General features: G+C 73.6%; 20 protein-coding genes. 4 read left to right on the top strand and 16 right to left on the bottom strand.

The genetic code is table 11. The annotated features are described in order from the left end of the window. Positions 1-161: 161 nt before the first annotated feature. From C1N80_RS15155 to C1N80_RS15140, 4 genes are all read right to left on the bottom strand, one after another. Positions 162-1,175: an aldo/keto reductase gene (locus C1N80_RS15155; protein WP_137771543.1), complete on the bottom strand. Its 1,014-nt coding sequence runs from the start codon at positions 1,173-1,175 to the stop codon at positions 162-164. 117 nt (positions 1,176-1,292) lie between these two features. Further along, the gene (locus tag C1N80_RS15150; protein WP_137771542.1) at positions 1,293-1,829 is read right to left on the bottom strand and encodes a GNAT family N-acetyltransferase; all 537 of its coding nucleotides are present in this window, start codon (positions 1,827-1,829) and stop codon (positions 1,293-1,295) included. Beyond that, positions 1,826-3,022 (bottom strand): App1 family protein, encoded by a 1,197-nt coding sequence (locus tag C1N80_RS15145; RefSeq protein WP_137771541.1) that lies wholly within the window; start codon positions 3,020-3,022, stop codon positions 1,826-1,828. Before C1N80_RS15145 ends, C1N80_RS15150 begins: the two co-directional genes overlap by 4 nt. A 19-nt stretch (positions 3,023-3,041) precedes the next feature. Next, the gene (locus C1N80_RS15140) at positions 3,042-3,527 is read right to left on the bottom strand and encodes a GNAT family N-acetyltransferase (protein WP_137771540.1); all 486 of its coding nucleotides are present in this window, start codon (positions 3,525-3,527) and stop codon (positions 3,042-3,044) included. 159 nt (positions 3,528-3,686) lie between these two features. Here C1N80_RS15140 and C1N80_RS15135 point away from each other — a divergent pair, with 159 nt between their 5' ends. Beyond that, complete coding sequence (locus C1N80_RS15135; protein WP_137771539.1) at positions 3,687-4,208, top strand: protein tyrosine phosphatase; 522 nt, start codon at positions 3,687-3,689, stop codon at positions 4,206-4,208. A gap of 51 nt (positions 4,209-4,259) precedes the next feature. Here the strand turns inward: C1N80_RS15135 and C1N80_RS15130 are convergent, their stop codons facing one another. The 6 genes from C1N80_RS15130 to C1N80_RS15105 all read right to left on the bottom strand — a co-directional run bounded on the left by C1N80_RS15130 (position 4,260) and on the right by C1N80_RS15105 (position 11,214). Continuing rightward, the gene (locus tag C1N80_RS15130; RefSeq protein WP_137771538.1) at positions 4,260-5,762 is read right to left on the bottom strand and encodes a hypothetical protein; all 1,503 of its coding nucleotides are present in this window, start codon (positions 5,760-5,762) and stop codon (positions 4,260-4,262) included. 277 nt (positions 5,763-6,039) lie between these two features. After that, positions 6,040-7,677: a phosphoglucomutase (alpha-D-glucose-1,6-bisphosphate-dependent) gene (pgm, locus tag C1N80_RS15125; protein ID WP_137771537.1), complete on the bottom strand. Its 1,638-nt coding sequence runs from the start codon at positions 7,675-7,677 to the stop codon at positions 6,040-6,042. Between the two features lie 132 nt (positions 7,678-7,809). Then, on the bottom strand, positions 7,810-8,601 hold the full coding sequence (locus tag C1N80_RS15120; protein ID WP_137771536.1) for a hypothetical protein: 792 nt from the start codon (positions 8,599-8,601) through the stop codon (positions 7,810-7,812). A 57-nt stretch (positions 8,602-8,658) separates the two neighbouring features. Next, on the bottom strand, positions 8,659-9,672 hold the full coding sequence (locus tag C1N80_RS15115) for an inorganic phosphate transporter (RefSeq protein ID WP_137771535.1): 1,014 nt from the start codon (positions 9,670-9,672) through the stop codon (positions 8,659-8,661). A 1-nt stretch (position 9,673) separates the two neighbouring features. Further along, positions 9,674-10,297: a hypothetical protein gene (locus C1N80_RS15110; RefSeq protein WP_137771534.1), complete on the bottom strand. Its 624-nt coding sequence runs from the start codon at positions 10,295-10,297 to the stop codon at positions 9,674-9,676. A gap of 299 nt (positions 10,298-10,596) precedes the next feature. Next, positions 10,597-11,214, bottom strand: a complete 618-nt coding sequence (locus C1N80_RS15105) for a hypothetical protein (RefSeq protein ID WP_137771533.1) — start codon at positions 11,212-11,214, stop codon at positions 10,597-10,599. Positions 11,215-11,303: 89 nt separating this feature from the next. On the opposite strand from C1N80_RS15105, the gene C1N80_RS15100 reads away from it, so the two are divergent. Further along, complete coding sequence (locus C1N80_RS15100; RefSeq protein WP_137771532.1) at positions 11,304-12,005, top strand: PH domain-containing protein; 702 nt, start codon at positions 11,304-11,306, stop codon at positions 12,003-12,005. Positions 12,006-12,107: 102 nt separating this feature from the next. Then, positions 12,108-12,716 carry a DUF4126 domain-containing protein gene (locus C1N80_RS15095; RefSeq protein ID WP_137771531.1) on the top strand — a complete coding sequence of 203 codons (609 nt, stop codon included), beginning with the start codon at positions 12,108-12,110 and terminating at the stop codon, positions 12,714-12,716. 30 nt (positions 12,717-12,746) lie between these two features. Here C1N80_RS15095 and C1N80_RS15090 read toward each other — a convergent pair whose 3' ends face one another. Both C1N80_RS15090 and C1N80_RS15085 read right to left on the bottom strand, forming a co-directional pair. Next, a complete protein-coding gene (locus C1N80_RS15090; protein WP_137771530.1) occupies positions 12,747-13,430 on the bottom strand; it encodes a hypothetical protein in 684 nt (227 codons plus the stop codon). Between the two features lie 94 nt (positions 13,431-13,524). Then, on the bottom strand, positions 13,525-15,624 hold the full coding sequence (locus C1N80_RS15085) for a M3 family metallopeptidase (RefSeq protein WP_137771529.1): 2,100 nt from the start codon (positions 15,622-15,624) through the stop codon (positions 13,525-13,527). Between the two features lie 58 nt (positions 15,625-15,682). On the opposite strand from C1N80_RS15085, the gene C1N80_RS15080 reads away from it, so the two are divergent. Beyond that, positions 15,683-16,843, top strand: coding sequence for an ROK family transcriptional regulator (locus tag C1N80_RS15080; RefSeq protein ID WP_137771528.1), 1,161 nt, complete (start codon positions 15,683-15,685; stop codon positions 16,841-16,843). A gap of 58 nt (positions 16,844-16,901) precedes the next feature. Here the strand turns inward: C1N80_RS15080 and C1N80_RS15075 are convergent, their stop codons facing one another. Genes C1N80_RS15075 through C1N80_RS15060 form a run of 4 tightly spaced genes read right to left on the bottom strand, consistent with a single transcriptional unit; the run spans position 16,902 to position 22,500 of the window. After that, the gene (locus tag C1N80_RS15075) at positions 16,902-18,287 is read right to left on the bottom strand and encodes a sugar ABC transporter substrate-binding protein (protein ID WP_137771527.1); all 1,386 of its coding nucleotides are present in this window, start codon (positions 18,285-18,287) and stop codon (positions 16,902-16,904) included. Between the two features lie 10 nt (positions 18,288-18,297). Continuing rightward, the gene (locus tag C1N80_RS15070) at positions 18,298-19,245 is read right to left on the bottom strand and encodes a carbohydrate ABC transporter permease (RefSeq protein ID WP_137771526.1); all 948 of its coding nucleotides are present in this window, start codon (positions 19,243-19,245) and stop codon (positions 18,298-18,300) included. 12 nt (positions 19,246-19,257) lie between these two features. After that, positions 19,258-20,190, bottom strand: coding sequence for a carbohydrate ABC transporter permease (locus tag C1N80_RS15065; RefSeq protein WP_137771525.1), 933 nt, complete (start codon positions 20,188-20,190; stop codon positions 19,258-19,260). Between the two features lie 27 nt (positions 20,191-20,217). Further along, entirely contained in the window at positions 20,218-22,500 is a 2,283-nt protein-coding gene (locus C1N80_RS15060) for an alpha-galactosidase (RefSeq protein WP_137771524.1), read from the bottom strand. Between the last annotated feature and the right edge of the window lie 137 nt (positions 22,501-22,637).

The following is a 22,637-nucleotide window of genomic DNA, read 5'->3' as shown; positions in this document are numbered from 1 at the left end:
TGTGGCGCCTCAGAGAGCATGCTCGAGCGAAGACGCTCCCTGAGACGCCAGGAGTTTCCCGGCCGCCACATCTGAGGCTGGGCCGGCTCGCGGGAGCGGGAGTGGGGGCGGGAGGCGCGTGGGGCTCGGGCTCCGGCCGGCGCCGCGCCGGCGCCCAGGGGTCAGCGGGCGGTGCCGTCCACCGCGAACTCGTCGATCGCGGCGAGCTCGTCCTCGGTGAAGGTGAGGTTCTCGAGCGCGGAGATGTTCTGCTCGAGCTGCTGGACCGAGGAGGCGCCCACGAGAGCCGTCGCGACCTGCGGGTGGCGCAGCACCCAGGCGAGGGCGAGCTGGGCGAGGCTCTGCCCGCGGTCGTGGGCGATCGCGGAGAGGCCGCGCACACGCTCCTGGTAGAGCGGGTCGCTGATCTTCTCCTCGGAGAGCGAGCCGCTGGTCCGGGCGCGCGAGCCCTGGGGGACGCCCTGCTGGTAGCGGTTGGTGAGCAGGCCCTGCTGCAGCGGGGAGAAGACGGCGAGGCCCACACCGAGGTCCTCGACCGCGTCGAGCAGGCCGTTCTCGACGTGGCGGTTGAACATCGAGTACGACGGCTGGTGGATCAGCAGCGGCGTGCCGAGGTCGCCGAGGATCCGGGCGGCCTGGCGGGTCCGCTCGGGGGAGTAGTTGGAGATGCCCGCGTAGAGGGCGCGGCCGCTCTTCACGGCCTGGTCGAGGGCGCCCATGGTCTCCTCGAGCGGCGTCTCGGGATCCTCGCGGTGGTGGTAGAAGATGTCGACGTACTCGAGGTCCAGGCGCTCGAGCGACTGGTCGAGGGAGGACAGCAGGTACTTGCGGGAGCCCCAGTCGCCGTAGGGGCCGTCCCACATGGTGTAGCCGGCCTTCGTGGAGATGACCAGCTCGTCGCGGTGCCCGGAGAAGTCCTGGGCGAGGATCCGGCCGATGTTCTCCTCCGCGGATCCGGGCGGCGGGCCGTAGTTGTTCGCGAGGTCGAGGTGGGTGACGCCGAGGTCCACGGCGCGGCGCACGATCGAGCGCAGCAGCTCCGGGTCGCGGCCGGCGCCGAAGTTCTGCCACAGGCCCAGGGAGATGGGGGAGAGGCGGAGGCCGGAGCGGCCGACGCGGCGGTAGTCGGTGTGCGCGTAGCGCGTGGCGGCGGGGGTGTAGGCCTCGTTGCTCATGCCTCCAGCATAGTGCCGGGGCAGGGCCGACGGCAGGGGGAGATGCTGGTCAGCGCCCGGATCCTGGGAACGTCGGGCCTCTGCTCGACCGGTCGGTGCCCGGTCCCGCTGCGGAGCTCAGGACGCGGTGAGGTCCCGCTCCATGACGTCCATGCCGAGACCGGGGACCTTGAGGTCCTCGTCGCGGCCGGCGAAGGGGATGGTCTGCCCGGTCGGGACGAACCCGTGGCGCTCGTACCAGGCGTGCAGCTCGGGCCGCGACTGCAGCACGTGGATCTCGAGGACGCGCACGCCCCGCTCGGCGCAGCGCCGCACCTGCTCCTCGAGGAGCGCACGGCCGATGCCGCCGGACTGCGCGGCGGGATCGACGGCGAAGAGGCCGAACTCGGCGCGGTCCCCGTCGCGCGAGGTGTAGCAGCAGCCGAGGACGGGGGCCGAGGGATCCTCACCTGGGGCGGCGACGACGAGGTCGACGTCCGGGTCCCCGAGGAGCGCCTGCACCTCGCCGGCGTGGGTGCGGGCGCCGCCCACGAGGGAGCTCTCGGTGGTCCAGCCGCCCTCGCCGCGGTAGGCGGCCTCGACGATCTCGACGATCCGCGGCACGTCCTGCGGGCCCGCGGGACGGAGGGAGAGCGAGGTGGCGGTGCCGGTCACGAGGGGAGGACTCCGATCCTGCGCAGAGCGCGCAGCAGGCCGTGGCCGTCGGGGGCGGCGACGGAAGGGATGGGGCGGGTGGCGAGGACCTGGGCGTCGGCCTCCGCCGTGGTGGGCTCACCCGCCGGGGCGGAGGAGGCTCCGCCGACGGCGGCCGGGAGGGTGCCGGGCGGCGGGGCGACGCGCGGGGTGCCGCCGCCGAGCGGGCGCAGGGTGCCGTGGGAGAGCAGCTGCTCGGGCTCGGTCAGCTGACGGATCGCGATGGCCTCGACCTGATCGGGCCGCTCGGCCGCGAAGTCGCCGTAGATCGCGGGGTCGTGCTGGCCGTCGTCGCCCACGAGGATCCAGCGGATGCCGGGGAAGTCGCGGGCGAGGTGCTCGAGGGAGCGTTCCTTGTGGCGGCGCCCGGAGCGGAACATGCCCGTGTTCGTGGGCCCCCAGTCGGTGAGCAGCAGGGGGCCGTCGGGGTAGCCGTTCTTGTACAGGAACCGTCGCAGCACGGGGAACACGTTCCAGGCGCCCGTGGAGAGGTACAGGACCGGCATGCCGGGGTGGTCGCGCAGCAGCTGCTGGTAGAGCATCGGCATGCCGGGGACGACCTTGCGGGTGGACTGGTGGGCGACGAACGCGTTCCAGAAGGCGAGCATCGGCCGCGGCAGCCACGTGACCATGACCGTGTCGTCGATGTCGCTGACGAGGCCCACCTCCGCGTCCGGCGGGACGACGGTGACGTCTGCGGTGACGGCGTTGGACGGGGTGGTCCACAGGATCGCCTCGTGGTGCCCAGGCTCGAGCTCGACGTCGAGGCGCACGTCGACGATGCCGGCGCGGTCCGCGCGGGTCGTGATCTCCCGGTCGCCGATGCGCAGGTGCACGGTGCGGTGGGGCGCCACCTGGCCCGCGAAGTTCCGCCAGCCGCGCACCGCCATCCGCCGCATGTCCTCGACGGGCTGGTCGTGGTGGTCGGCGGGGGTGCGCGGCGAGGCGTAGCGGACCTTCGCGAGCACGCGCACGGAGCGGGTGCTGCCGTAGCCGTGGAAGGGCTGCAGGCGGAGGTCCCAGCCCAGGCGCCGCAGCACCCGGCCGATGCCCACGTTCTTCGCGTCCTCCACGCGCGCCGCCCAGTGGGGCTGCGCGGTGTGCTCGGGCGCGCCGCGACCGTTCAGTCGCGGTGCGGGCAGCGGGGAGCGCACGGGCGGGACCGCAGGCGGCTCAGACGCCGCGGGCCATCTTCAGCCAGGCGCCGTCGGGATCGTCCTCGACGATCTGCCAGCGCTCGCCCGTGTCCTGGAAGCCGAGGGCCCGGTACAGGCCGGTCGCGCCGACGTTGCTGGGGCCGACGTAGAGCGTCACCGTGTCGGCGCCGTCCTCCGCGGCCCAGGCGAGGACCGCCTCGGCGAGGCGCTGGGCGAGCCCGGTCTTGCGGGAGGTCGGGGTGACCCACATGGCCTGGAGCTCGCGCTCGTTCTCCGGGGAGTCCGCCTCGTGACGGACGGCGACCACGGCGAGGGGCTGGCCGTCCTCGACCGCGAGGAACCAGGCGGCGTCCTGGACGCGCTGGCGCCACACGGCGTCGTCGTACGTGGATTCCTTCTCCCAGCTCTGGCCGAAGGCCGCGGGGTCGGTGCTGAGAGAGCGGAGCCGGATCTCACGCACGAGCGACCAGTCGTCGTCGTGGGCGCGGATGATGTCGGCCATGGCAGTCCTCCTGAGCCGTCGGTGCGGGGGATGGGCGATGACCACCGGGGGTGGACTCATGCCGTGCGGGGCACGGCCAGGGCCGGCGCCTCCGCCAGCATCATACGGGCCATGGACGAACGGCGCGCACCTGCCCGCAGGAGTTGCGACAATGGCGCGATGGAGCCCTTCCGCGTCCTCACCGTCTGCACCGGAAACGTCTGCCGTTCCCCGGCGGCGGCGATCATGCTGCGCGAGGCCGTGCGCCTGGACGGGCTCGCCGACCGTGTCGAGATCGGCTCCGCCGGCACGAGCTGGGAGGCGGAGGGGCAGCCCATCGACGAGCGCACCGAGGTCGCCCTCGAGCGCGCGGGCTACGCCCGCCCCTTCGAGCACACGGCCCGCTCGATCCACCTCACGGAGCTGCTGACCTGGGATCTCGTGCTGCCGATGACGGCCGAGCACGCGCAGGTGCTGCGGCGCATGATCGATCAGGCGCCGGAGGGCTCCTCCGCGCCGGACGTCGTGCTGTGGCGGCAGTTCGATCCCGCGGTGCCGGTGCAGGCCCGCGAGGCGGAGCTGGGCGTCAAGGATCCCTGGTACTACGGGCAGAAGGCGTTCGACCGCACGGTGCTCCAGATGCAGAGGTCGCTGCCCTCGCTGCTGGTGCACCTGCGCCTCGCCCTGCGCGACCGCGACTGAGGCCGCGCGCCGTCGGCCGCGCCACACCCTCCGCGGGGCGGGCGAACGCGCTCAGGAACGGTGGCGGTGTCCGCGGGGCCCGGAGACCTGGCGGCTGCGGAGGGTCGCGCCGATGAACCCGGCGGCGGTCAGGAAGCCGATGCCGAGGGCCGCGACGAGCACCTGACGCAGACGGCCGAAGCCGTTCCCGTCCTCCTGGGTGATCGCGCTGAGCAGCTGGACGATCGGGCCGCCGCTCGCGTTGGGGTCGTCCGGGGTGGTCGGCGGGGCCACGGGCTCCTCGGTGGCGGATCCGTCGGCGCTGCCGGAGCTCGTGGAGCCGCCGGCGTCTGAGCCGCCGCTCGTGGTGGTGCTCTCCGTGGAAGCGCTGCCGGAGGTGCTCGCGGACTCCGAGGGCGACGCGGAATCGGTCGCGGTGAGCACGGGCTCCTCGACCGGGGCGGAGGGCTGCTCACTCGTGGGCTCCGGGTCCTGCGGCTGCTCGCTCCGCGGCGCCGTGGTGGTCGTGCTGGGGCTCTCGGAGGGCTGGGTGGTCTCGGAGGGCTCGGTGGTCTTCTCCGACTCCGGCGAGGTGGAGGGTGTCGGGGCCTTCGTCGTGGACGGCTCCGTGGTCGGCGTCCCCGGATCCTTCGTCGGGGTCTCCGACGGCGTCTCGGAGGGAGACTCCGACTCCGAGGGGGTTTCCGACGGGGTCTCCGGGGCGGAGGGCGTGCCGGTCCCGCCGCCGTTGCTGCCGTTGCCGCCTGATCCGTTCCCACCGCTGTCGCCGCCGCCGTCGGACGCGCAGCTGTCGTCGCCGCCGGCGTCGGACGGGTCGGGAGTGCACTGCTCCTCGTCCCCGCCGGCGTCGCTCGCCGAGCTGCTCCCGGTCGGGGTGGTCGACGTGTTCTCAGAGCTCGTCAGGGTCCGCGAGGGGGTCGTCGTGGCCGGCTCGACGGGGGAGTCGGTGGGGTCCTCGGCCGTGGGCTCGGGGGTGGTGGTCGTCGGCGTGGGCTCCGTCGTCGCGGGCTCGGTCGACTCCGGCTCGGTCGACGGCTTCGAGGTCTCGGCCTCGGTCGTCTCGGGCTCCGTGGTCTCCGGGGCCGCCGTCGTCTCGGAGTCCGTCGACTCCGTGGGCGTCGTGGGCGCGCTCGTCCCGGTCGTCGTCTCCTCGGCGTCAGGGGTCGTCCCGGACTCCGTGGTGGTCGTGGACTCCGTGGTGCCCTCGGACCCGTCCTCGTCCGCTGCGGGCGTCGACGCGAGCGGCGACTCCTGGGTGGCGTCGGGCTCGTCCGTCGGCGCGTCCTCGAAGGGCGTGGTCCGCTCGGAGGGGGTGGCCGCCTCGGCAGGGGTGCTCTCGCCCTGGTCGTCCTCCTCGGCGGTGCCGAGGGTGACCTCGACGGTGACGTCGTCACCGGAGGTCGTCGCGCTCGACGAGACGGTCGCGGGCTGCTGGGTGGTGGTCGTGCCCGAGGAGTCCTGGTCCCCGCCCGCGGCAAGAGCCGGGGCGGCGGCGGCGGGGAGGCCGAGGGCGAGCACCGCGGTGCCGGCGCACAGTCGTGAGCGCAGACGCATAGGCGAAACCCCCCTTCTCCCGGTGTAGTCCTGTGGGCAGGCTGTTCGTGGCACGTGCGGCAGATCCAGCGGGGAAGCTTACCCTACCGAACCTTTACCTTCTCATTCATGATGTGCGGGGAACGGCGGTCGGGGCAAGGACGTGTGCACGGTGCCACGGGCAACCGGGGAGACCTCCGTGAGGCCCCCGCGAGGTTCCCGGGAGCCCGATGGTGACCGTGCGGTCATCCCGACATGGACCGCCCGCGGCACCGATCGGCACCGCGGGCGGGGAGGGTCAGTCGGCGAGAGCGCCGTCGACCAGGGCCTTCGCCTCCTCCTGCACCTTCGCGAGATGCTCCTCGCCGCGGAACGACTCCGCATAGATCTTGTAGATGTCCTCCGTGCCGGAGGGGCGCGCGGCGAACCACGCGGACTCCGTGGAGACCTTCAGGCCGCCGATCGCCCCGCCGGCCGGGGCCTCGGTGATCGCCGCGGTGATCGGCTCGCCGGCGAGGTCCGTCGCCGTCACCTGCTGGGGGCTGAGCTTCTTGAGCTTCGCCTTCTGCTCGCGGTCCGCGGGGGCGTCCGTGCGGGCGTAGGCGCTCTCGCCGAAGCGCTCGACGAGCTCGCCGTGCAGGACGCTCGGGGAGCGGCCCGTCACCGCGAGGATCTCCGAGGCGAGCAGCGCGAGGATGATGCCGTCCTTGTCCGTGGTCCACACGGAGCCGTCACGGCGCAGGAACGAGGCGCCCGCGCTCTCCTCGCCGCCGAAGCCCACCGAGGAGTCGATGAGCCCGGGGACGAACCACTTGAAGCCCACGGGGACCTCGAACAGCTCGCGTCCCAGATCGGCGACGACCCGGTCGATGAGGCTCGAGGAGACCACCGTCTTGCCGACCTTCGCCCCCGCCGGCCAGCCCGGACGGTGCGCGAACAGGTAGGTGATCGCGACCGCGAGGTAGTGGTTGGGGTTCATGAGCCCCGCATCGGGCGTGACGATGCCGTGACGGTCGGAGTCCGCGTCGTTGCCGGTCGCGATGTCGTACTCGTCGCGGCGCTCGAGCAGGGAGGCCATCGACCACGGGCTCGAGCAGTCCATGCGGATCTTGCCGTCGCGGTCCAGGGTCATGAAGCCGAACTGCGGATCGACCTCCGGGTTCACGACCGTGAGGTCGAGGTCGTGGAGATCGCTGATCATCGCCCAGTAGTCCACCGACGCGCCGCCGAGCGGATCGGCGCCGATGCGCACGCCCGCCTTGCGGATCGCGTCGATGTCCACGACGTTCGGCAGGTCCTGCACGTAGGTGTGGAGGTAGTCGTGGCGACCGGCCTCCTGCAGCGCCTTCTGGCGGCCTGCGCGGCGCACACCCCGCAGGCCGGCCCCGAGCAGCTCGTTCGCGCGGTCGGCGATCCATCCGGTCGCGTCGGAGTCCGCGGGGCCGCCGTGGGGCGGGTTGTACTTGAAGCCGCCGTCGCGCGGCGGGTTGTGGCTCGGCGTGACGACGATGCCGTCGGCCCGCGAGGGGTCGGAGGCCGCCTTGCCGCGGTTGTGCACGAGGATCGCGTGCGAGACCGCCGGGGTCGGCGTGTAGCGGTCACCGGAGTCGATGAGCACCGCGACGTCGTTGCCGGCGAGCACCTCGAGAGCGGTGTCGAAGGCCGGGCGGGACAGCGCGTGGGTGTCGCGGCCGATGAAGAGGGGCCCGCGGATGCCCTGGCCCGCGCGGTACTCCACGATCGCCTGCGTGGTCGCGGCGATGTGGTCCTCGTTGAAGGCGGTGTCCAGGGAGGAGCCGCGGTGGCCGGAGGTGCCGAAGGCGACCTGCTGGTCCGGGTCGCGGGGGTCCGGGTGGAGGTCGTAGTACGCGTCGAGGAGCTCGTCGACGTCGACGAGATCCTCCGGGAGGGCCTTCTGGCCTGCGCGGGGATGCATGGTCACCACTCCGTTCCGGGGGTCGGGGTCACGCGGCCACTCTAGGTGCCCCCGGCCCCGACCGTGGCCCGCGCGGTCGATCCCTGAGACAGGAGGACCGCGCGGTCCGGGTCCGGGGAAGGAGATCGGGGCTCAGCTCCGCCGGGACCGCACGAGCAGGACGGCGCCCACGATCGCGAGCACCAGGCCGACGAGCCCGACGACGACGCCGATGATCGGCCCCAGGATCAGCGGCAGGGCGATGCCGAACACGTCGAGCGGCCCCATGTAGGCGGGCGCCTCGGTCCCCGTGCAGGTGATCGTGGCGGTCGTGTCCGCCGTCGCGACGACGCCGAGGCTCTGCTCGTAGGACGTGCCGTCGGGCGCGGTGATCGTGCCGGAGGTGGGGACGGTGGTGAGGTCCGACGGGCTCGCGCCCTCCACGGTGCAGGTGGCGCCGGCGTCCGCCGTCGGGACGTAGAGGATGAGCATCTCGCCCTCGCCCATCTCGACGGTGCCGCTCGTGCCCTGGACCACGGTGGGGCCGTCGGTCGCCTGCCCCATGACCCCGCTGAACCCCCAGATGATCCCGCCGACGGCGGCCGCGGGGCCCACGATGATCAGCAGCGCGAGGCCGATGATCAGCGGGACGAGCCCGCGGCGACGACGAGCGGGGGCCGGGGCCGACGGGCCGCCCGCGGGGGACGGGGCCGCGCCGTGCGAGGTCCAGGCGGCGGGCTCGTGCGGCGTCGGGCTTCCGTACTGACCCTGCGGCGCCGGGCTGCCGTACTGGCCCTGCGGGGCCGGGCTGCCGTACCGGCCCTGCGGTGCGGGGCTCCCGTACGCGCCCGGGGCGGCGGCGTCACCGGGCTGCGGGGTGGGGGCGGGCAGGCCGTAGGTGGGGCGCCGGCGCTGGCCGGGTGCCGTGGTGTCGCCGTCGGACATCAGGGGCTCCTTCGCGGGGGGACCCGGGAAGGATAGCGACGCCGCCTCCGAGAGGTCTCAGAGAGCCCCGAGCACGATCCGCATCCCCATCGCCGTGATCACACAGGTCACGATCGGGGTCGCGATCCAGAAGCCGACGATCTTCGCGGCGACCGTCCAGCGCACGTGCCGCGGACCGATCGCCGCGCCTGCACCGACCACGCTCGAGGCGAGCGTGTGGGAGCTCGAGATCGGCACCTGGAAGCCGACCACGGCGAGGGCCATGAGCAGTGCCGAGGTGCACTCCGCGACGAAGCCCTGCGCCGAGTTCAGCGACGTGAGCCGGCGCCCGATGGTGCGGATGATCCGGTGGCCGCCCATGAGGGTCCCCGCCGCGATCGCGACCGCGATCGGCGCGAGCAGCCACAGGGAGTCCGCGAGCGGGAAGCCGGCCGCCTGGCAGGCGAGGACCACGAGCGCGTAGGGGAGACGGGAGTCGCTCAGTCCGTGCCCCGTCGCGACCGCGCACGCGGAGACGGTCTGGGCGAAGCGGAGGTGCCCCACCCTCAGCCGCTCGGTGCGTCCCAGCGCGAGCAGGCCCCGCATGCCGGCGATGCTGAGGAGCATGCCCATGAGCGGTCCCAGCAGCGTCGCGAGGGCGAGCAGGCCGATCACGGGCAGCCAGGCCTCGAAGGCGCCGAGGGCGGCGGAGGCACCGAGGGCGGCCCCGAGGAAGGCGTGCCAGGTCGAGGAGGGCGTCCCGTACCACCAGGTGATGATCTCCCAGGCGAGGGTCGCGAGCAGCATGAGCACGAGCGCGATGCCGATGAGGTCCGGGGTGTCGGCGCTCGCCGCGATGATCGGGCCCAGCCCCAGCAGGGAGACCGCCCAGCCCACGCTGAGCGGCACGATGAGCATCCCGATCAGGGCGCCCAGGAGGTTGAGCACCGCGGCGAGGTTCAGCGCAGTGCTTTCCCGCAGCGAGCGGGTGGAGATGGTCGTGGAGACGGCGCTCGAGGCGTCGTGGAACCCGGTGTAGAACGCGGTGACGAAGGCGAGCAGCACCACGGCGACCAGAAGCGCGATTGTCACCTCAGGCGTCCTTGACGCGCAGCAGATCCGCGGTGCGCGCCGCCCGCTCCTGCAGCTCGACGATCGTGTCCACCGCGTCGATCACGTCCCGCTGGGGCAGCAGGTCGATCCCGGAGCCGCCGCGGGCGTAGAGCTCCCCGAGCGCCTGGCGGGTGAGCCGACGGCCCTGCCGGGCGACCTTGCGCACCTGCGCGTAGTAGTCGCCGAGCTCCCGCACGGTGTCGAGCTTCCAGCTCGCGGTGACGGTCAGCTCGGCGCAGCGCTCGATGCCCTTGGCCGCCTCGAGCAGCGGCGTGGGCTGCGTGCCACTGTGGAAGAGCACGAGCAGCTCGGCGCTGTGCTCCATCGCGGAGATCGAGTCCGCGACCGTGAGGGCGAGGGAGTAGAGAAGCTCCGCCTCGTAGGGCGTGATGAGGGAGTCCGCGAGACGGTTCGCGATGCGGCGCACGAGCTCCTCGGCGCTCGTGGAGTGCTCGTGCAGGCGGGGGGCGATGCGCATCCGCTCGCGGTAGCCCGAGCCGAGGACGGTCGAGTGGGTGTCCGCGGCCTGCACCTGGATCTCGGCGAGCTCGGCGAACAGTCCGTACATGGGGCGCTCGAGCCGCCGGGGGAACAGCTGCACCATGGCCAGACGCCTCCTCGCGCTCGGTGGCGCAGCCCTCGCCCTCGGCACCCGGATCAGGGGTGCGGGGCCGTTCCAACGTCGATGCGCCGGACCGGGATGCGCCTGTCGGCGCGAAGGCCGCTCGAAGCGGCAAATGTTGGAGCCCGGGGCAACCGCGGCCCGACGCGCGAACCATCGTAGGGCACTCGCCCGGGCGATGTCAGCGGGGAGGCCCGTGGAGCGGCCGCGGGCGGGGGAGGAGTGAAGCATCTCGCACGGCGCCCCCCAGCACGCCCCGCCCAGGAGGGGCCTCGGCGCCGTCAGTCCAGCGTGCCCGCCTCGGCGTGACGGCCGGCCGCGACGAGCTCCTCGCCCGTGCTCAGCAGCCGCTCCGCCTGCGCCGTGAGGCCCTCCTCGGGGGAGGAGTCGGCGAGGTGGGCGGTGCCGTGGGCGACGATCGTCGCGACCGCCCCGGCGCGGATCAGGGCCATGCCGAGATCGCCGGTGAAGGCGCCGCGCAGGATGTCGTCCATCGTGCGGCGCACCTCGTCGACGTCCGGCGGCTCGGAGAGGCCGGAGAGGTAGCGCAGGCCGGGCACGGTGCGGGAGCCCTGGCGGTAGCGCAGCACCACGTCGTCGCCGGCCCGCTGCACCCACGTGTGCAGCACGTACAGGCGCCAGAGCGCGCCCGGCAGGGTCGTCGCGGGGGCGCGGGACCACAGGGTCGCGAGGTCACCGAGGCCCTCGCGCGCGGCGAGGGTCAGCACCCGCTGCACGACCTCCGGGTCCTCGCTGTGGAAGACGCCGTCCAGCAGCGCGCTCGCCGAGCTGTGGGCGAGGTCGCTCGCGGTGCCCGGGTCCGGGTCGCCGGGCAGCTGGTCGGCGACGGAGGGGTACAGCGAGGCGGGACGGCGGAAGCGGGGGGAGGAGCCGGACATGCCCCGCACTGTACGACCGCTCCCTCCGCGCACGCACCTGGGGACCTCTCCCCATGGCGCGGCTCGCACGGCCGCCGTACGGTCGGGCCATGACCGTCCCCCGCTCGCTGGACCCCGGCACCGGCCCCCGGCCGCTGCCGGACTTCTCGCGCGGCGCCGCGACCGTCGAACGCATGCTGCGCGCGGTCGAGGGTCTCCGTCCCGCACCCCGTGACGCCGCCGCACCGCGCGCCGTCGCCGGGACCCGGCCGGGCGAGGGCAGGAGCGTCCCGGCCCCGCGTGTGCTGCTGCCCGCGCACGCCCTGCGACGCAGCGTGGTCGGCGCGGTCGCCGGCGCGGCGGGGCTCGCCGGGGCGACGATCGCGGCCGGCGCCGGGGTGCTGCTCGCCCTGTCCCGCACCGGCCCGGAGGCGCCCTCGCTCGGCCTCCTCGCCGCGGAGGCGGCGCTCGGCCTGCTCGTGCTGGTGCTCGGCGGCCTGGGACTGCGGTTCGCGCTGTCCGGGCTCGCGGCGGCGCGGGCGAGCGTCGAGATCGGGGCCGAGGAGATCGTCAGCCGCGGCGCCCTGCGCACGCGGCGGGTGCGCTGGGAGGACGTGGTCGACGTCGAGGCGCGGGTCGTGCACCCGGTCCACTGGCTCACGGTCGCGCTGCGCCTGCGCGGAGGACGGCGCGTGGTGCTGCCGGCGCTGGACCGACCGGTGCGCGAGCACGGCCGGCCGAGCGCCGAGGGGGTCCGGATCCTGCGGCGCGAGCTGCACCGGCGACGCCGCCGGGGCCCCGGCCACCGCTGAGGGCGGGCCGGTTCGCGCGGGGGACTGCGCGGGGAGCGGATCCGGGGCACGATGGGCGCACGGCGCCCGCGCGAGGGTCGGGTGCGCGGCAGGGGAGGCGACATGGAAGCGCTCGTGATGACGCTCGGCTCGGGATGGGTGAGCGGGGTGCGGCCCTACTTCATGGTCTTCCTGCTGGGGCTCGCCGGCCGCGTGCTGGGGCTCGAGCAGGTGCCCGAGGTGCTGCAGCGCACCGATCTCCTCGTCATCACCGGGATCCTGCTGCTCGTGGACCTCGCGGCGGACAAGATCGCCTTCCTCGACTCCTTCTGGGACCAGCTGCACCTGATCGTGCGGCCCGTGGCGGGCGGCGCGATCGGCTACCTGCTGGGCGGGGAGACCGACACGACCACCGCGATCGTCATGGCGGTGATCGGCGCCGCGACGGCCTTCGGCTCCCACGCCGTCAAGAGCACGACGCGCGCCGCCGTGAACATCTCCCCGGAGCCCGTCTCCAACGTCGTCGTCTCGACGGGGGAGGACCTCGCCGCCGTGGTGATGGGTGTGCTGACCGTGCTGCTGCCGGCCCTCGCGGCGGTGATCGCCGTGCTCCTGCTGGCCTGCGGGATCTGGGTGATGGTGCGGCTGCACCGCCGGTACCGCCATCTGCGCGCCCGGGCCCGGGAGGCCCGGGAGGTGCGGAGCGCGCGCGGGGCGGACCCTCTCGCCTGACGCACCGCGGCGGGGCGGGCGCAGCAGGTCTCAGGCGGAGGGGGCGGCGCTGACGCCGTCCTCCCAGAGGGCGCGGACGGCGTCGCCCACCTGGGCACGGTCGATCGGGGAGACCGAGAGGACCCCCTCCTCGTCGAGCGGGAGGTGGCCGGCGCGCCAGGAGCCGTCGGCCTCGACGTGGAGCATGAACGGGGTCTGCTCCTGAGCCGTCCCGAGCTCCGTGCGGCGCAGGGAGACCGTGCGGCCGGCGCCGTCCTCGAGGAAGGCGGTGACGATGTCCGTCACCGAGTGCGGCACCTGGGCGGGGTCCGGTAGGGCGGAGACGATGAAGGAGTCCAGCTCGTCCTGGGTGAGCATGAGCACCGCGTCCCCCGCGGAGACCACGAACGCCATGCGCATCGCCTCCCCCTCGGAGAGCGCGAGCCCCAGCCAGCGGTCCGCGGAGGTGAGCGTCCCCGCCACGACCTGCCCCTCCTCGCCGAGCAGCCACTGGCCGTCCTGTGAGCGCTCGACCTTGCCGCGGGCGCGCAGGCCCGAGGTGACGGCGGCGGTGACGAACTCGCGGGCCTCCTCGGGGGCGCTGCGCAGCCCCACCTGCTCGCGGGTGACCGCGGCGTTCTCGGTGGGGCGCAGGGAGATCATGAAGTCGATCTCGTAGGCGGTGTAGATCGTCGGCTGGTCGTCCGCCTCGGTCGTGGCGCTGGTCTGGCTCATCGGGGCTCCTCCTCCGGCGGCCCATGGCCGCCGCTCGATCGCTGGGGGAAGCATGTCAGATGCCCGGCGGCCCCCTCCAGCCGGGCGCCGGGGCTCAGACCAGGCCGCGTCGCTCGAGCAGGGGCGTGACCTCCCGGTCGCGGCCGCGCAGTCCGCGGTAGGCGGCGAGGAGATCGGCGGAGCCGCCGATCGCGAGGATCGCCCGCGCGAACTCCTCGCCCACCTCGCGCACGGGGCGGCCGGCGGCGAGCTGCTCCTCGAACCAGGCGACGGAGTCCGCGTCGAAGACCTCCGCCCACAGGTAGGAGTAGTACCCGGCCGCGTACCCGCCGGAGAAGGTGTGCTGGAAGTAGCCGGTGCGGTAGCGCGGGGCGACGAGCGGATGGGCGAGGCCCGCCTGCTCGAGCTGCTCCGCCTCGAAGGCGCGCGGGTCCTCGACGCGCGTGTCCCCGGGCAGGCGGTGCCAGCGCCAGTCGAGCACGGCGGCCGCGAGGTACTCCGCGGTCGCGAAGCCCTCGCCCCACAGCGCTGCGGAGCGCACCCGCTCGAGCTGCTCGGCGGGCACCGGCTCCCCGGTGTCGACATGGCGCGCGTAGTGCTCGACGATCCCGGGCCGCAGCGCCCACATCTCGTTGACCTGCGAGGGGAACTCGACGACGTCCCGCGGCACGGCCGTGCCCGAGGCGGAAGCGTGCTCGACGTCGGAGAGCAGCGCGTGCAGCGCGTGACCGAACTCGTGGAACAGGGTGCGCACCTCGTCGAGGGTGACGAAGGCCGGATCGCCCGGGGCGGGGCGGGTGATGTTCAGCGTGTTCATGACGATCGGCCGGGTGCCCTCGGCGCGGGAGCGCACGGAGAGCACGTTCATCCAGGCCCCGCCGCGCTTCGCGTCCCGGGTGAAGTAGTCGCCGATGAACAGGCCCACCTCCTCGCCGTCCTCGCGGTGCACCTCCCAGACGAGCGCCTGCGGGTGCGGGCCGGTGAGGTCGTCGCGGCGCGTGAAGGCGAGGCCGTAGACCTCGCCGGCGGCGCGCAGCACGCCGTCCTCGATCACCCGCTCGAGCACGAAGTAGGGCTGCAGGGCGGCCTCGTCCACCGCATGCTCCTCGGTGCGCACGCGCGCCTCGTAGAAGGCCCAGTCCCAGGGGGCGAGGTCCTCGACGCCGTCGCGGGCGGCGCGTGCCGCGATCCGTGCGGCCTCGCCCTCGACGTTGCGCATCGCGGGGCCGACGGTCGCCGCGAACAGCTCCTCGACGGCCTCGGGCACGGCGGCCGTGCGATCGGCGACGGCGAGGGAGGCGAAGTCCGCGAAGCCCAGCAGGGCGGCCTTGCGGGAGCGCAGCTCGGCGATCTGCGCGGCGAGGTCCCAGGTCTCGGTGCCGCGCTCGGCCGAGGCGCGGTAGAGCCGCTCGCGCACGGAGCGGTCCTCGAGGGAGGGGAGCAGGCGCTGGACGGTGGGCAGGACGAGCGAGAGCAGCCAGCCCTCGAGCCCGGCGTCGATCGCGGCCTCGCGCGCGGCCGAGCGCTGCCCCGCGTCGAGGCCCGCGAGCTGGGCCGCGTCGGTGAGGTGCACGGAGGCGCCCTTGAGGTCCGCGCGGGCCTGCTGGGTGAAGCGGGTCTCGAGGCGGGAGATCTCCTGGTTCAGCGCGGCCAGGGTCTCCTTCTGCTCGGGGTCGAGCCGCGCCCCGCGCAGCACGAAGCGCTGGTGCAGCCGCTCGAGCAGGTGGCGCTCCTCCGCGCTCAGCGCCGCTCGCGCCGTCTCGTCGCCGTGCAGAGCGTCGACGCGTGCGAAGAGCCGCGGGTCCAGGAACACGGCGTCGGAGAGCGCCGTCAGCCAGGGCGTGACCTCGGCCTCGACGGCCTGCATCTCGGGGGTGCCGTCGGTCGCGACGAGGTGGAAGAACACGCGGGAGACCCGGCGCAGCAGCGGGTCGCCGTCCTCCAGGGGCAGCACGACGGAGGCGAAGGAGGGCGGCGCGGTCGAGGTCGCGACCTCCTCGAGCAGCGCCTTCTGGGCGGCGACGCCGGCGCGGAAGGCGGGGAGGAAGTGCTCGGTGCGCAGCGCCGCGAAGTCCGGCAGGCCGTGGGGGAGGCCCGAGGGGGCCGCGAGGGGGTTGCCGCGCAGATCCGGCTCCTCCTGCCCGTGCTCGTCGGTGCCGGCGGGGGACGAGGGGCCAGTGGGCGCGGAGGTCATGCCCGCCACTCTAGTGTCCCTGCTCACGTGGGACCGGGCGCCGCCTACTCTGGTGCCCATGACCGCCGCCGCGACCGACCTCCCCGCCGCCCCGGGGTCGCCCTCCGCCGCGGCCGTCTACGAGCACCTCGTGCGCCGCGGGCCGCACGCCCGCACGGACCTCGCCGCCGTGCTCGGCCTGTCCCATCCGACCCTCACCCGCCTCGCCCGGGAGCTGCTCGAGAACGGCCTGCTGCGGGAGCTCCCGCCGCGTCCCCAGGCGAAGGGTCGGCCGCAACTGCCGCTCGACGTCGCCGAGGAGCACGTGCGGCTGATCGGCGTGAAGATCACCGCGACGGCCGTGCACACGTCGGTCGTCACCGTGCGCGGCCAGTCCCTCGAGGAGCTCGCCGCCCCGCTGCGCCGCACGGACCCGGACGCCGTGATCGCGACGGTCACGGAGCTGTGCGAGGCGCTGCGCTCCTCGCACCCGCGGATCGCGGGGGTGGGGATCGGCCTCGGGGGCAGGGTCGACGACGACGGCGTGGTCGCCCCGGCCGAGCTGCTCCGCTGGGAGGGCCCGGTGCCGCTGCGGGAGCGGCTCGAGCAGGCGCTGGGCCTGCCGGTGAGCGTCCGCAACGACATCCACGCCCTGCTCGAGGGGCTCGCCTGGTTCGGCGCGGGCCGCCGCCACGACTCCTTCGTCGCGATCACCGTGGGCGCCGGGGTCGCGGTCGGCACGGTCGAGGGCGGCGTCGTGCGCCGCGGCGCCGGGCACACGGCCGGGCTCACCGGCGCCCTCACCACGGTCACCCGCGACGGCCGCGGTGTGCGGCTCATGGACGTGGCCTGCAACGACGCCGTCATCGAGGCGGGCCGGGAGCGGGGTGTGCCGGGAGCCGGCACGGGCACCCCCGAGCAGCGGCTGCAGGCGGTGCTCGACGCGGTGCGCGCCGGCGATCCCGCCGCCCGCGAGCTCGCCGCGGAGGTGGGCCACGCGGTCGCCGTCTCCGCCGCCGGGGTGCTCGGCGTGCTGGACCCCGAGGCGCTGCTGCTGGGCGGCGAGAGCGTGGGGCTGCTGCGCGACGACCCCGCCTTCGCCGAGACCCTGCGTGCCCTGCTCCCCGCGCAGCAGCAGGACGTCGTGGTGCGCTACCTGCCCGACGACTTCGAGGACTGGGCGCGCGGCGCGGCCGTCATCGCGGCGAGGCGCTTCATCACGGGCACGGACCCCGTCTGAGCACGGGAGGGGCCCGGGCCGTGTCCCGGCCCGGGCCCCTCGCCCTCTCCCGCGCGCGTCAGGTGAACAGGGCGTTGACCTTCTCGTTGTACGCCGTCAGCGATGAGGCGTCCGTCTTGCGCAGCCAGAGGTCGTCGAGCGCCGGCTGCATGATCGACTGGATCTGGGCCGCGTTCTCGACGAGCGGGTAGAGCCCCGTCTCGCCGTTCTCGACGCGGTCCGTGTACGGGGAGGCGTCGAGCCCGCGCTCCTCGTAGGCGGCGATCGCCGCCGCCGTCCCGGCATCGGTCGCGGGGAACACGACGCCGCGCTGGCCGATGATCTCCTGCGAGGCGTCCGAGCCGAGGAACGCGACGAGCCGCGCCGCCTCCTCGGGGTGCTCGGACTGCGCCGAGATCGAGTCGCCGAGGCCGTTGAACATCGACATGGGATGGCCGATCGGGCCCGAGGGCAGCGGAGCGATCCCCAGTGAGAGCCCCTCGAGGTTCGCGTAGGTGCCGATCATCCAGGAGCCTGCGAGCGTGAGCGACGCCTTGCGCGACTGCAGCTGGGTCTGGGCGGGGCTCGAGTCGCCGAACATGCCGAAGGGCGGCAGGATCCCCTTGTCGACGAGGCCGAAGTACCAGTCGAGGGTCTGCTGCAGCTCGGGCTCGTCGTACCGGAAGCGCGTGCCCCAGGTGTCCTTGTCGGTGAACGCCCAGCCGGTGGAGAAGGCGAAGGGCGACCACGTGGACTGCCCCACGTAGTCGATCCCGGCGTCCGCCCCGAGCCCGTAGGTCGCGATGCTGCCGGCGTCGAAGCCGTCCTCGTCGCCGCGCTTCCCGTTCGTGTCCACGGTCAGGTGCAGCAGCATCTGCTCGAAGCTGCCGCCGTCGGCCGGGTTCCAGTCCAGGGACGCGAGGTCCTCGGGGGTGACCCCGGCCTCCTCGAGCACCGTCGTGTCGTACATGATCGCGATGGTGTCGTAGTCCTTGGGCAGCCCGTACTTCTTGCCGTCCTGGCCCGTCCAGAGGTCCTGGAGCCCCGGTTGGAAGCGGTCCTCGGGGATCTCCGCGATCGGGGCGAAGTCGTCGAGCGGGACGATCACGCCGAGGGAGAGCATCTCCGGGTACCGGCCCAGGTGGTCGGTGAAGACGTCGGGCCCGGCGCCGGCGACGAAGCTCGCGGTGAGCTTGGTCCAGTAGTCGTCCCAGCCCATCTGGGTGATCCGTACACGGATGCCCGGGTTCTGCTCCATGAACAGGTCGATCGCCTCGGAGTAGCCGGGCAGCTGGCTCGCGTCCCAGAGCCAGTAGTCGAGCTCGACGCCGTCGCCCGCGGCGGCGGAGGAGCCGCAGCCGGCGAGTGCCGTCGTGCCGGCCGCCGCGCCGAGGGCGGCGGCCCCGCCGAGCAGGCGCCGGCGGCTGAGGGAGTGCTGGCGGTGGTGGGGATGGTGGTTGGTCATCGTCGGTCCCTCACTTGATCCCGCTGAATCCGATGGAGTTCACGATCCGCTTCGCGAAGAGCGCGAAGAGGATCAGCATGGGCAGGGCCGCGACGAGCGTCGCCGCCATGAGCCCGGCCCAGTCGGTGCCCGTGTTCGGGGACTGCGCGCGGAACACCGCGAGCGCGACGGTCAGGACCCGCGAGGAGTCCGAGTAGGAGACCATCAGCGACCAGAAGTACTCGTTCCACGCGGTCATGTAGGTCAGCAGCCCGAGCGTCGCGAGCGGCGCCGAGGACATCGGCAGGATGAGCGTGAAGAACACGCGCACCTTGCTCGCCCCGTCGATCAGCGCGGCCTCCTCCACCTCGCGGGAGATGTTGTTGAAGAACTGCCGCAGGAAGAAGATCGCGAACGGGGAGATGAACAGGCTGGGCAGCATGATCCCGAGCAGTGTGTCCACGAGGTGCAGGTTCTTGATGAGCACGAAGTTGGGCAGCAGGGTGAAGATCTGCGGGATCATCATCGCCGCGAGGAACACGAGGAACACCGTCTCGCGGCCCCGCCAGCGCAGGCGGGAGAACGCGTAGGCGGCCATCGCGCAGGAGAAGGTCTGGACGACGGTGATGCTCGTCGCGACGACCACCGTGTTCAGCAGGTATTGCCAGAAGGTGATCGAGGCGCCGGAGCCGCCCTGGGAGACGGCGGTGTCGACGTCCTGGAGGCCGAAGACCCGTGCGAAGCCGCCCAGCGAGAAGCCCACGGGGAGCAGGCTGCTGGGGTTGGTGGCGAGCGCGGTGTTCGAGGAGAGGGCGGTGCGCAGCATCCAGTAGAAGGGGAAGACCGTGATCAGCAGGATCACGATCATCACGGCCCAGGCGGCGAGGCGGCCGGGGGAGAGGCGACGGCGCGGCCGCGCGGAGGGCGCGGGCGCCGCCGCGTGGGCGGTGGTCGTGACGGGGGCGTCGGTGGTGGTCATCGATGGGTCCTCTCAGTCCAGGTCCGACTCGCCGGCACGGCTCAGGAAGTACTGGGCGAAGGTGATGATCACGAGGATCACCAGCAGCGCCACGGAGAGCGCGGAGGCGTACCCGAACTGGTACTGCGCGAAGGCGTTCTCGTAGATGTACATCTGCAGCACCTTGGAGGCGTCCGAGGGCCCGCCCTGGGTGGTCACGGAGATCGTGTCGAACACCTGGAAGCTGCCGATGATCGACATGATCAGCACGAGCGCGAGGATCGGCCGCAGCAGCGGCAGGGTGATCCGGCGGAACAGCTGCCACTCGCCGGCGCCCTCCGTGCGGGCCGCCTCGTAGAGCTGCTCGGGGATGGACTGCAGCCCGGCGAAGAGCAGCAACGCTGTGTAGCCCATGTGGCGCCACACGTTCACGAGCGCGACGGTGGGGATCACCCAGGTCTCGCTCGCCCAGAAGGAGACGGGGTCGAAGCCGATCGCCTGCAGCGCGATGTTGACGATGCCGAGCTGGCTGTCGAGCATCCACAGGAACACGATCGCGGCGACGACGTTGGAGACGAGGTAAGGGGCGAGCACGATCGAGCGCAGCCAGGTGGACTGCGTGAGGCGCTGCATGAGCACCGCGATGAGCAGCGCGACGACCGTCTGCACGCCGATGTTGATGAGCACGTACAGCACGGTCACCCGCAGCGACTTCCAGAACACCGGGTCGGTGAGCATCGTGCGGTAGTTCTCGAGCCCCACCCACTGGGCGGGGGTGAGGATCGCGTACTCGGTGAAGGAGTAGTACAGGCCCGTGATCAGCGGCCAGACGAGGAACACGAGCAGGCCGACGCTCGCGGGCAGGATGAACAGCAGAGCCAGGCGGGTGTCGTCCCGGTGGCGGCGGCGGGGAGGCGCCGGGCGCGTGCCCGGCGTCCTCGTCGCCTCGGGGGTGGTGGTGGACATCGTCGTCCTCTCTCCGATGGGCGGGGGTCAGGGTCGGTCCGCGAGCGCGGTGACCTCGAGCAGGAACGCCGTCTCCGGCGCCATGACGGGGGCGGCGAGGCCCGTGCGCAGCAGCACCGCGCCGGGCACGTCGAGGTGGTCGACGAGGGCGGGCGGGCCGTAGCCGGCGCCCTTCGCGTCCGTGGCCGGGTCCGCGCCCTCGCGGGCCCAGGCGGGCCACACGTAGCCGGTGGGCTGGGGGCCGAGCACGAGCGGGCGCACGCGGTAGCGGCGCCGCGGGTCGAGGCCGGGCAGGCGGAGGGCGCCGACGGGGGCGATGTCGGGGGTGCCGACGGCGGTGACCGTGTACAGGGCCCGGTCGCGCTCGGGGGAGAGCACGCCGGTGATCCAGACGGCGTCCTGGCCGCGGTCCGCACGGACGAGGTCACCGGTGAACAGCAGCTCGCGTTGCTCCTTGTACAGGGCGATCCAGGTGCGCAGCTCGGCGAGCTCCTCCTCGGTCGCGCGGCGCAGGTCCCACTCGATGCCGAGGTGGCCCAGGATCGCGCTCGCGGCGCGGAAGGAGAGGGAGTGCAGACGGCCGGTGGTGTGGGAGCCGCCGGAGGCGATGTGGCTGCCCATGAGCTCGAGCGGCACGAGCTGGGAGGTCCAGCGGTTCATGGTCGCCCGCTCGAGGGGGTCGATGCAGTCGGAGACCCAGATCCTGTCCGCCCGCTCGAGGATGCCGAGGTCCACGCGGGCCCCGCCGGAGGAGCAGGACTCGATCTCGAGGCCGGGGTGCGCGGCCTTGAGGCTGTCCCAGAGCCGGTACACGGCGAGGGTCTGCTCGTGGACGGCGGCGGCGCCGGTCGCGCGGGTCGCGGCCTCGACGAGGTCGCGGTTGTGGTCCCACTTGATGTAGGCGATGTCGTGCTCGGTCAGGAGCGCGTCGATCGCGTCGTGGACGTGCTGCCAGGCCTCGGGGATCGTGAGGTTGAGGACCTGCTGGTGGCGGGCGGGCAGCGGCATGCGGTCCGGGCCGGGGGCCATGATCCACTCCGGGTGCGCGCGGGCGAGGTCGGAGTCCTCGTTGATCATCTCGGGCTCGAACCAGAGGCCGAACTGCATGCCGTGGCCGGTGACGCGCTCGACGAGCGGGGCGAGGCCGCCGGGCCAGGCCTCCTCCGAGACGGTCCAGTCACCGAGGCCCGAGGTGTCGTCGCGGCGGGAGCCGAACCAGCCGTCGTCCAGCACGAAGCGCTCGACGCCGAGCTCCGCGGCGCGGTCGGCGAGCTCGGAGAGCACGGAGAGGTCGTGGTCGAAGTAGACGGCCTCCCACACGTTGAGGGTGACGGGGCGGTCGGTGCCCGGGTAGGGGAGGCCGCCGTGCGTCTCGCGGTCGCGCAGGTGGGCATGGAAGCGGCGGGCGATCGTGTCGAGCCCGGCGGCGGAGTGGGCGCCGTAGAGCCAGGGGGAGGCGATCGCGGCGCCGGGGGCGAGGCGGCCCTCGCCGGGGAGCAGCAGCTCGCCGCCGCCGATCACCTGGACGCCCGCGGAGAGCCGCTCGGCGTGGTGGGTGTGGTTGCCGGAGAAGGCGGTGTGCACGGCCCAGATCTCGCCGGTGGCGAAGTCGAAGCCGGAGGTGCCCAGGTGCAGCAGGTGCGCGGCGTCGGCGCCGGTGCGGCCGCGGCGGTTCTCGCGCAGGTGGGTGCCGGTGACCATGGCGCGGCGCTGCGGGGTGCGCTCCTTGGTCCAGCGGCCGCCGAAGTCGAGCAGCTCGTCGGCGTCGAGGGGGACCGGCAGGGCGGGGGTGAGCTGGTGGACGGTGTAGGCGGTTTCGCCGGTGTTCGTGACCTCGGCGCGCACGCGCACGAGGCCGGAGGGGAGCAGCTCGACGTCGAGGCGCACGGCGAGGCCGAGGAGCTCGTCGGCGAGGTCGAGCATGACGAGGGCGGGGCCGGTCTCGAGGTCGGTCCCCTCGCCGGCGGGGAGCGTGCGCTCGGTGCCCTGCTCGGTGATTCGGACGCCGGTCACGGTGAGCCGCGGGGCGGTGCCGGAGCCGTCGTCGCGGGAGCCGGTGAGGCCGGGGCGGCCCAGCCAGCCGTCGGCGCTCTGGGGGAGGATCCCCGTGCGCAGCGGGACGTCCGGGCCGTTGCTCGAGATCGCGGGGGTGACGGCGGCGAGGAGCGTGGCGAGGTCCGTCCCGGTGAGCGGGCCGAGGTCCGCGCCCCAGTGGAGGATCGCGGGGACGCGCCCGCCGGTCGTGTCGAGCACGAGGGATACGCCGGCCACGCGGAGGTGCAGGCGCCGGGTCGTGGGATCGGTGGGCATCGTCGCTCTTCCTGATCGGGGGCGGGCGTCCTCGCCCGGTAATTACTTACGACCCGAAAATAAGGGGTGCGGGACGGGCCGTCAAGGGCCTCCCGCGGGCATCCCTCCACCCGTGCCCCGCACGGCGCTACCCTGAG

The organism is Brachybacterium sp. SGAir0954 (genome assembly GCF_005490785.1).
Taxonomy (GTDB): domain Bacteria; phylum Actinomycetota; class Actinomycetes; order Actinomycetales; family Dermabacteraceae; genus Brachybacterium; species Brachybacterium rhamnosum.
The sequence above is the reverse complement of the archived record's forward strand: the minus strand, read 5'-3'. Positions and strand labels throughout refer to the sequence as shown.

Bases quoted from the DNA above. Each gene is read 5' to 3' on its own strand.
- C1N80_RS15155 (WP_137771543.1), bottom strand. From the start codon at position 1,175: ATGAGCAACGAGGCCTACACCCCCGCCGCCACGCGCTACGCGCACACC.
- C1N80_RS15140 (WP_137771540.1), bottom strand. From the start codon at position 3,527: ATGGCCGACATCATCCGCGCCCACGACGACGACTGGTCGCTCGTGCGT.
- C1N80_RS15135 (WP_137771539.1), top strand. From the start codon at position 3,687: ATGGAGCCCTTCCGCGTCCTCACCGTCTGCACCGGAAACGTCTGCCGT.
- C1N80_RS15130 (WP_137771538.1), bottom strand. From the start codon at position 5,762: ATGCGTCTGCGCTCACGACTGTGCGCCGGCACCGCGGTGCTCGCCCTC.
- pgm (WP_137771537.1), bottom strand. From the start codon at position 7,677: ATGCATCCCCGCGCAGGCCAGAAGGCCCTCCCGGAGGATCTCGTCGAC.
- C1N80_RS15120 (WP_137771536.1), bottom strand. From the start codon at position 8,601: ATGTCCGACGGCGACACCACGGCACCCGGCCAGCGCCGGCGCCCCACC.
- C1N80_RS15110 (WP_137771534.1), bottom strand. From the start codon at position 10,297: ATGGTGCAGCTGTTCCCCCGGCGGCTCGAGCGCCCCATGTACGGACTG.
- C1N80_RS15105 (WP_137771533.1), bottom strand. From the start codon at position 11,214: ATGTCCGGCTCCTCCCCCCGCTTCCGCCGTCCCGCCTCGCTGTACCCC.
- C1N80_RS15100 (WP_137771532.1), top strand. From the start codon at position 11,304: ATGACCGTCCCCCGCTCGCTGGACCCCGGCACCGGCCCCCGGCCGCTG.
- C1N80_RS15095 (WP_137771531.1), top strand. From the start codon at position 12,108: ATGGAAGCGCTCGTGATGACGCTCGGCTCGGGATGGGTGAGCGGGGTG.
- C1N80_RS15090 (WP_137771530.1), bottom strand. From the start codon at position 13,430: ATGAGCCAGACCAGCGCCACGACCGAGGCGGACGACCAGCCGACGATC.
- C1N80_RS15085 (WP_137771529.1), bottom strand. From the start codon at position 15,624: ATGACCTCCGCGCCCACTGGCCCCTCGTCCCCCGCCGGCACCGACGAG.
- C1N80_RS15080 (WP_137771528.1), top strand. From the start codon at position 15,683: ATGACCGCCGCCGCGACCGACCTCCCCGCCGCCCCGGGGTCGCCCTCC.
- C1N80_RS15075 (WP_137771527.1), bottom strand. From the start codon at position 18,287: ATGACCAACCACCATCCCCACCACCGCCAGCACTCCCTCAGCCGCCGG.
- C1N80_RS15070 (WP_137771526.1), bottom strand. From the start codon at position 19,245: ATGACCACCACCGACGCCCCCGTCACGACCACCGCCCACGCGGCGGCG.
- C1N80_RS15065 (WP_137771525.1), bottom strand. From the start codon at position 20,190: ATGTCCACCACCACCCCCGAGGCGACGAGGACGCCGGGCACGCGCCCG.
- C1N80_RS15060 (WP_137771524.1), bottom strand. From the start codon at position 22,500: ATGCCCACCGATCCCACGACCCGGCGCCTGCACCTCCGCGTGGCCGGC.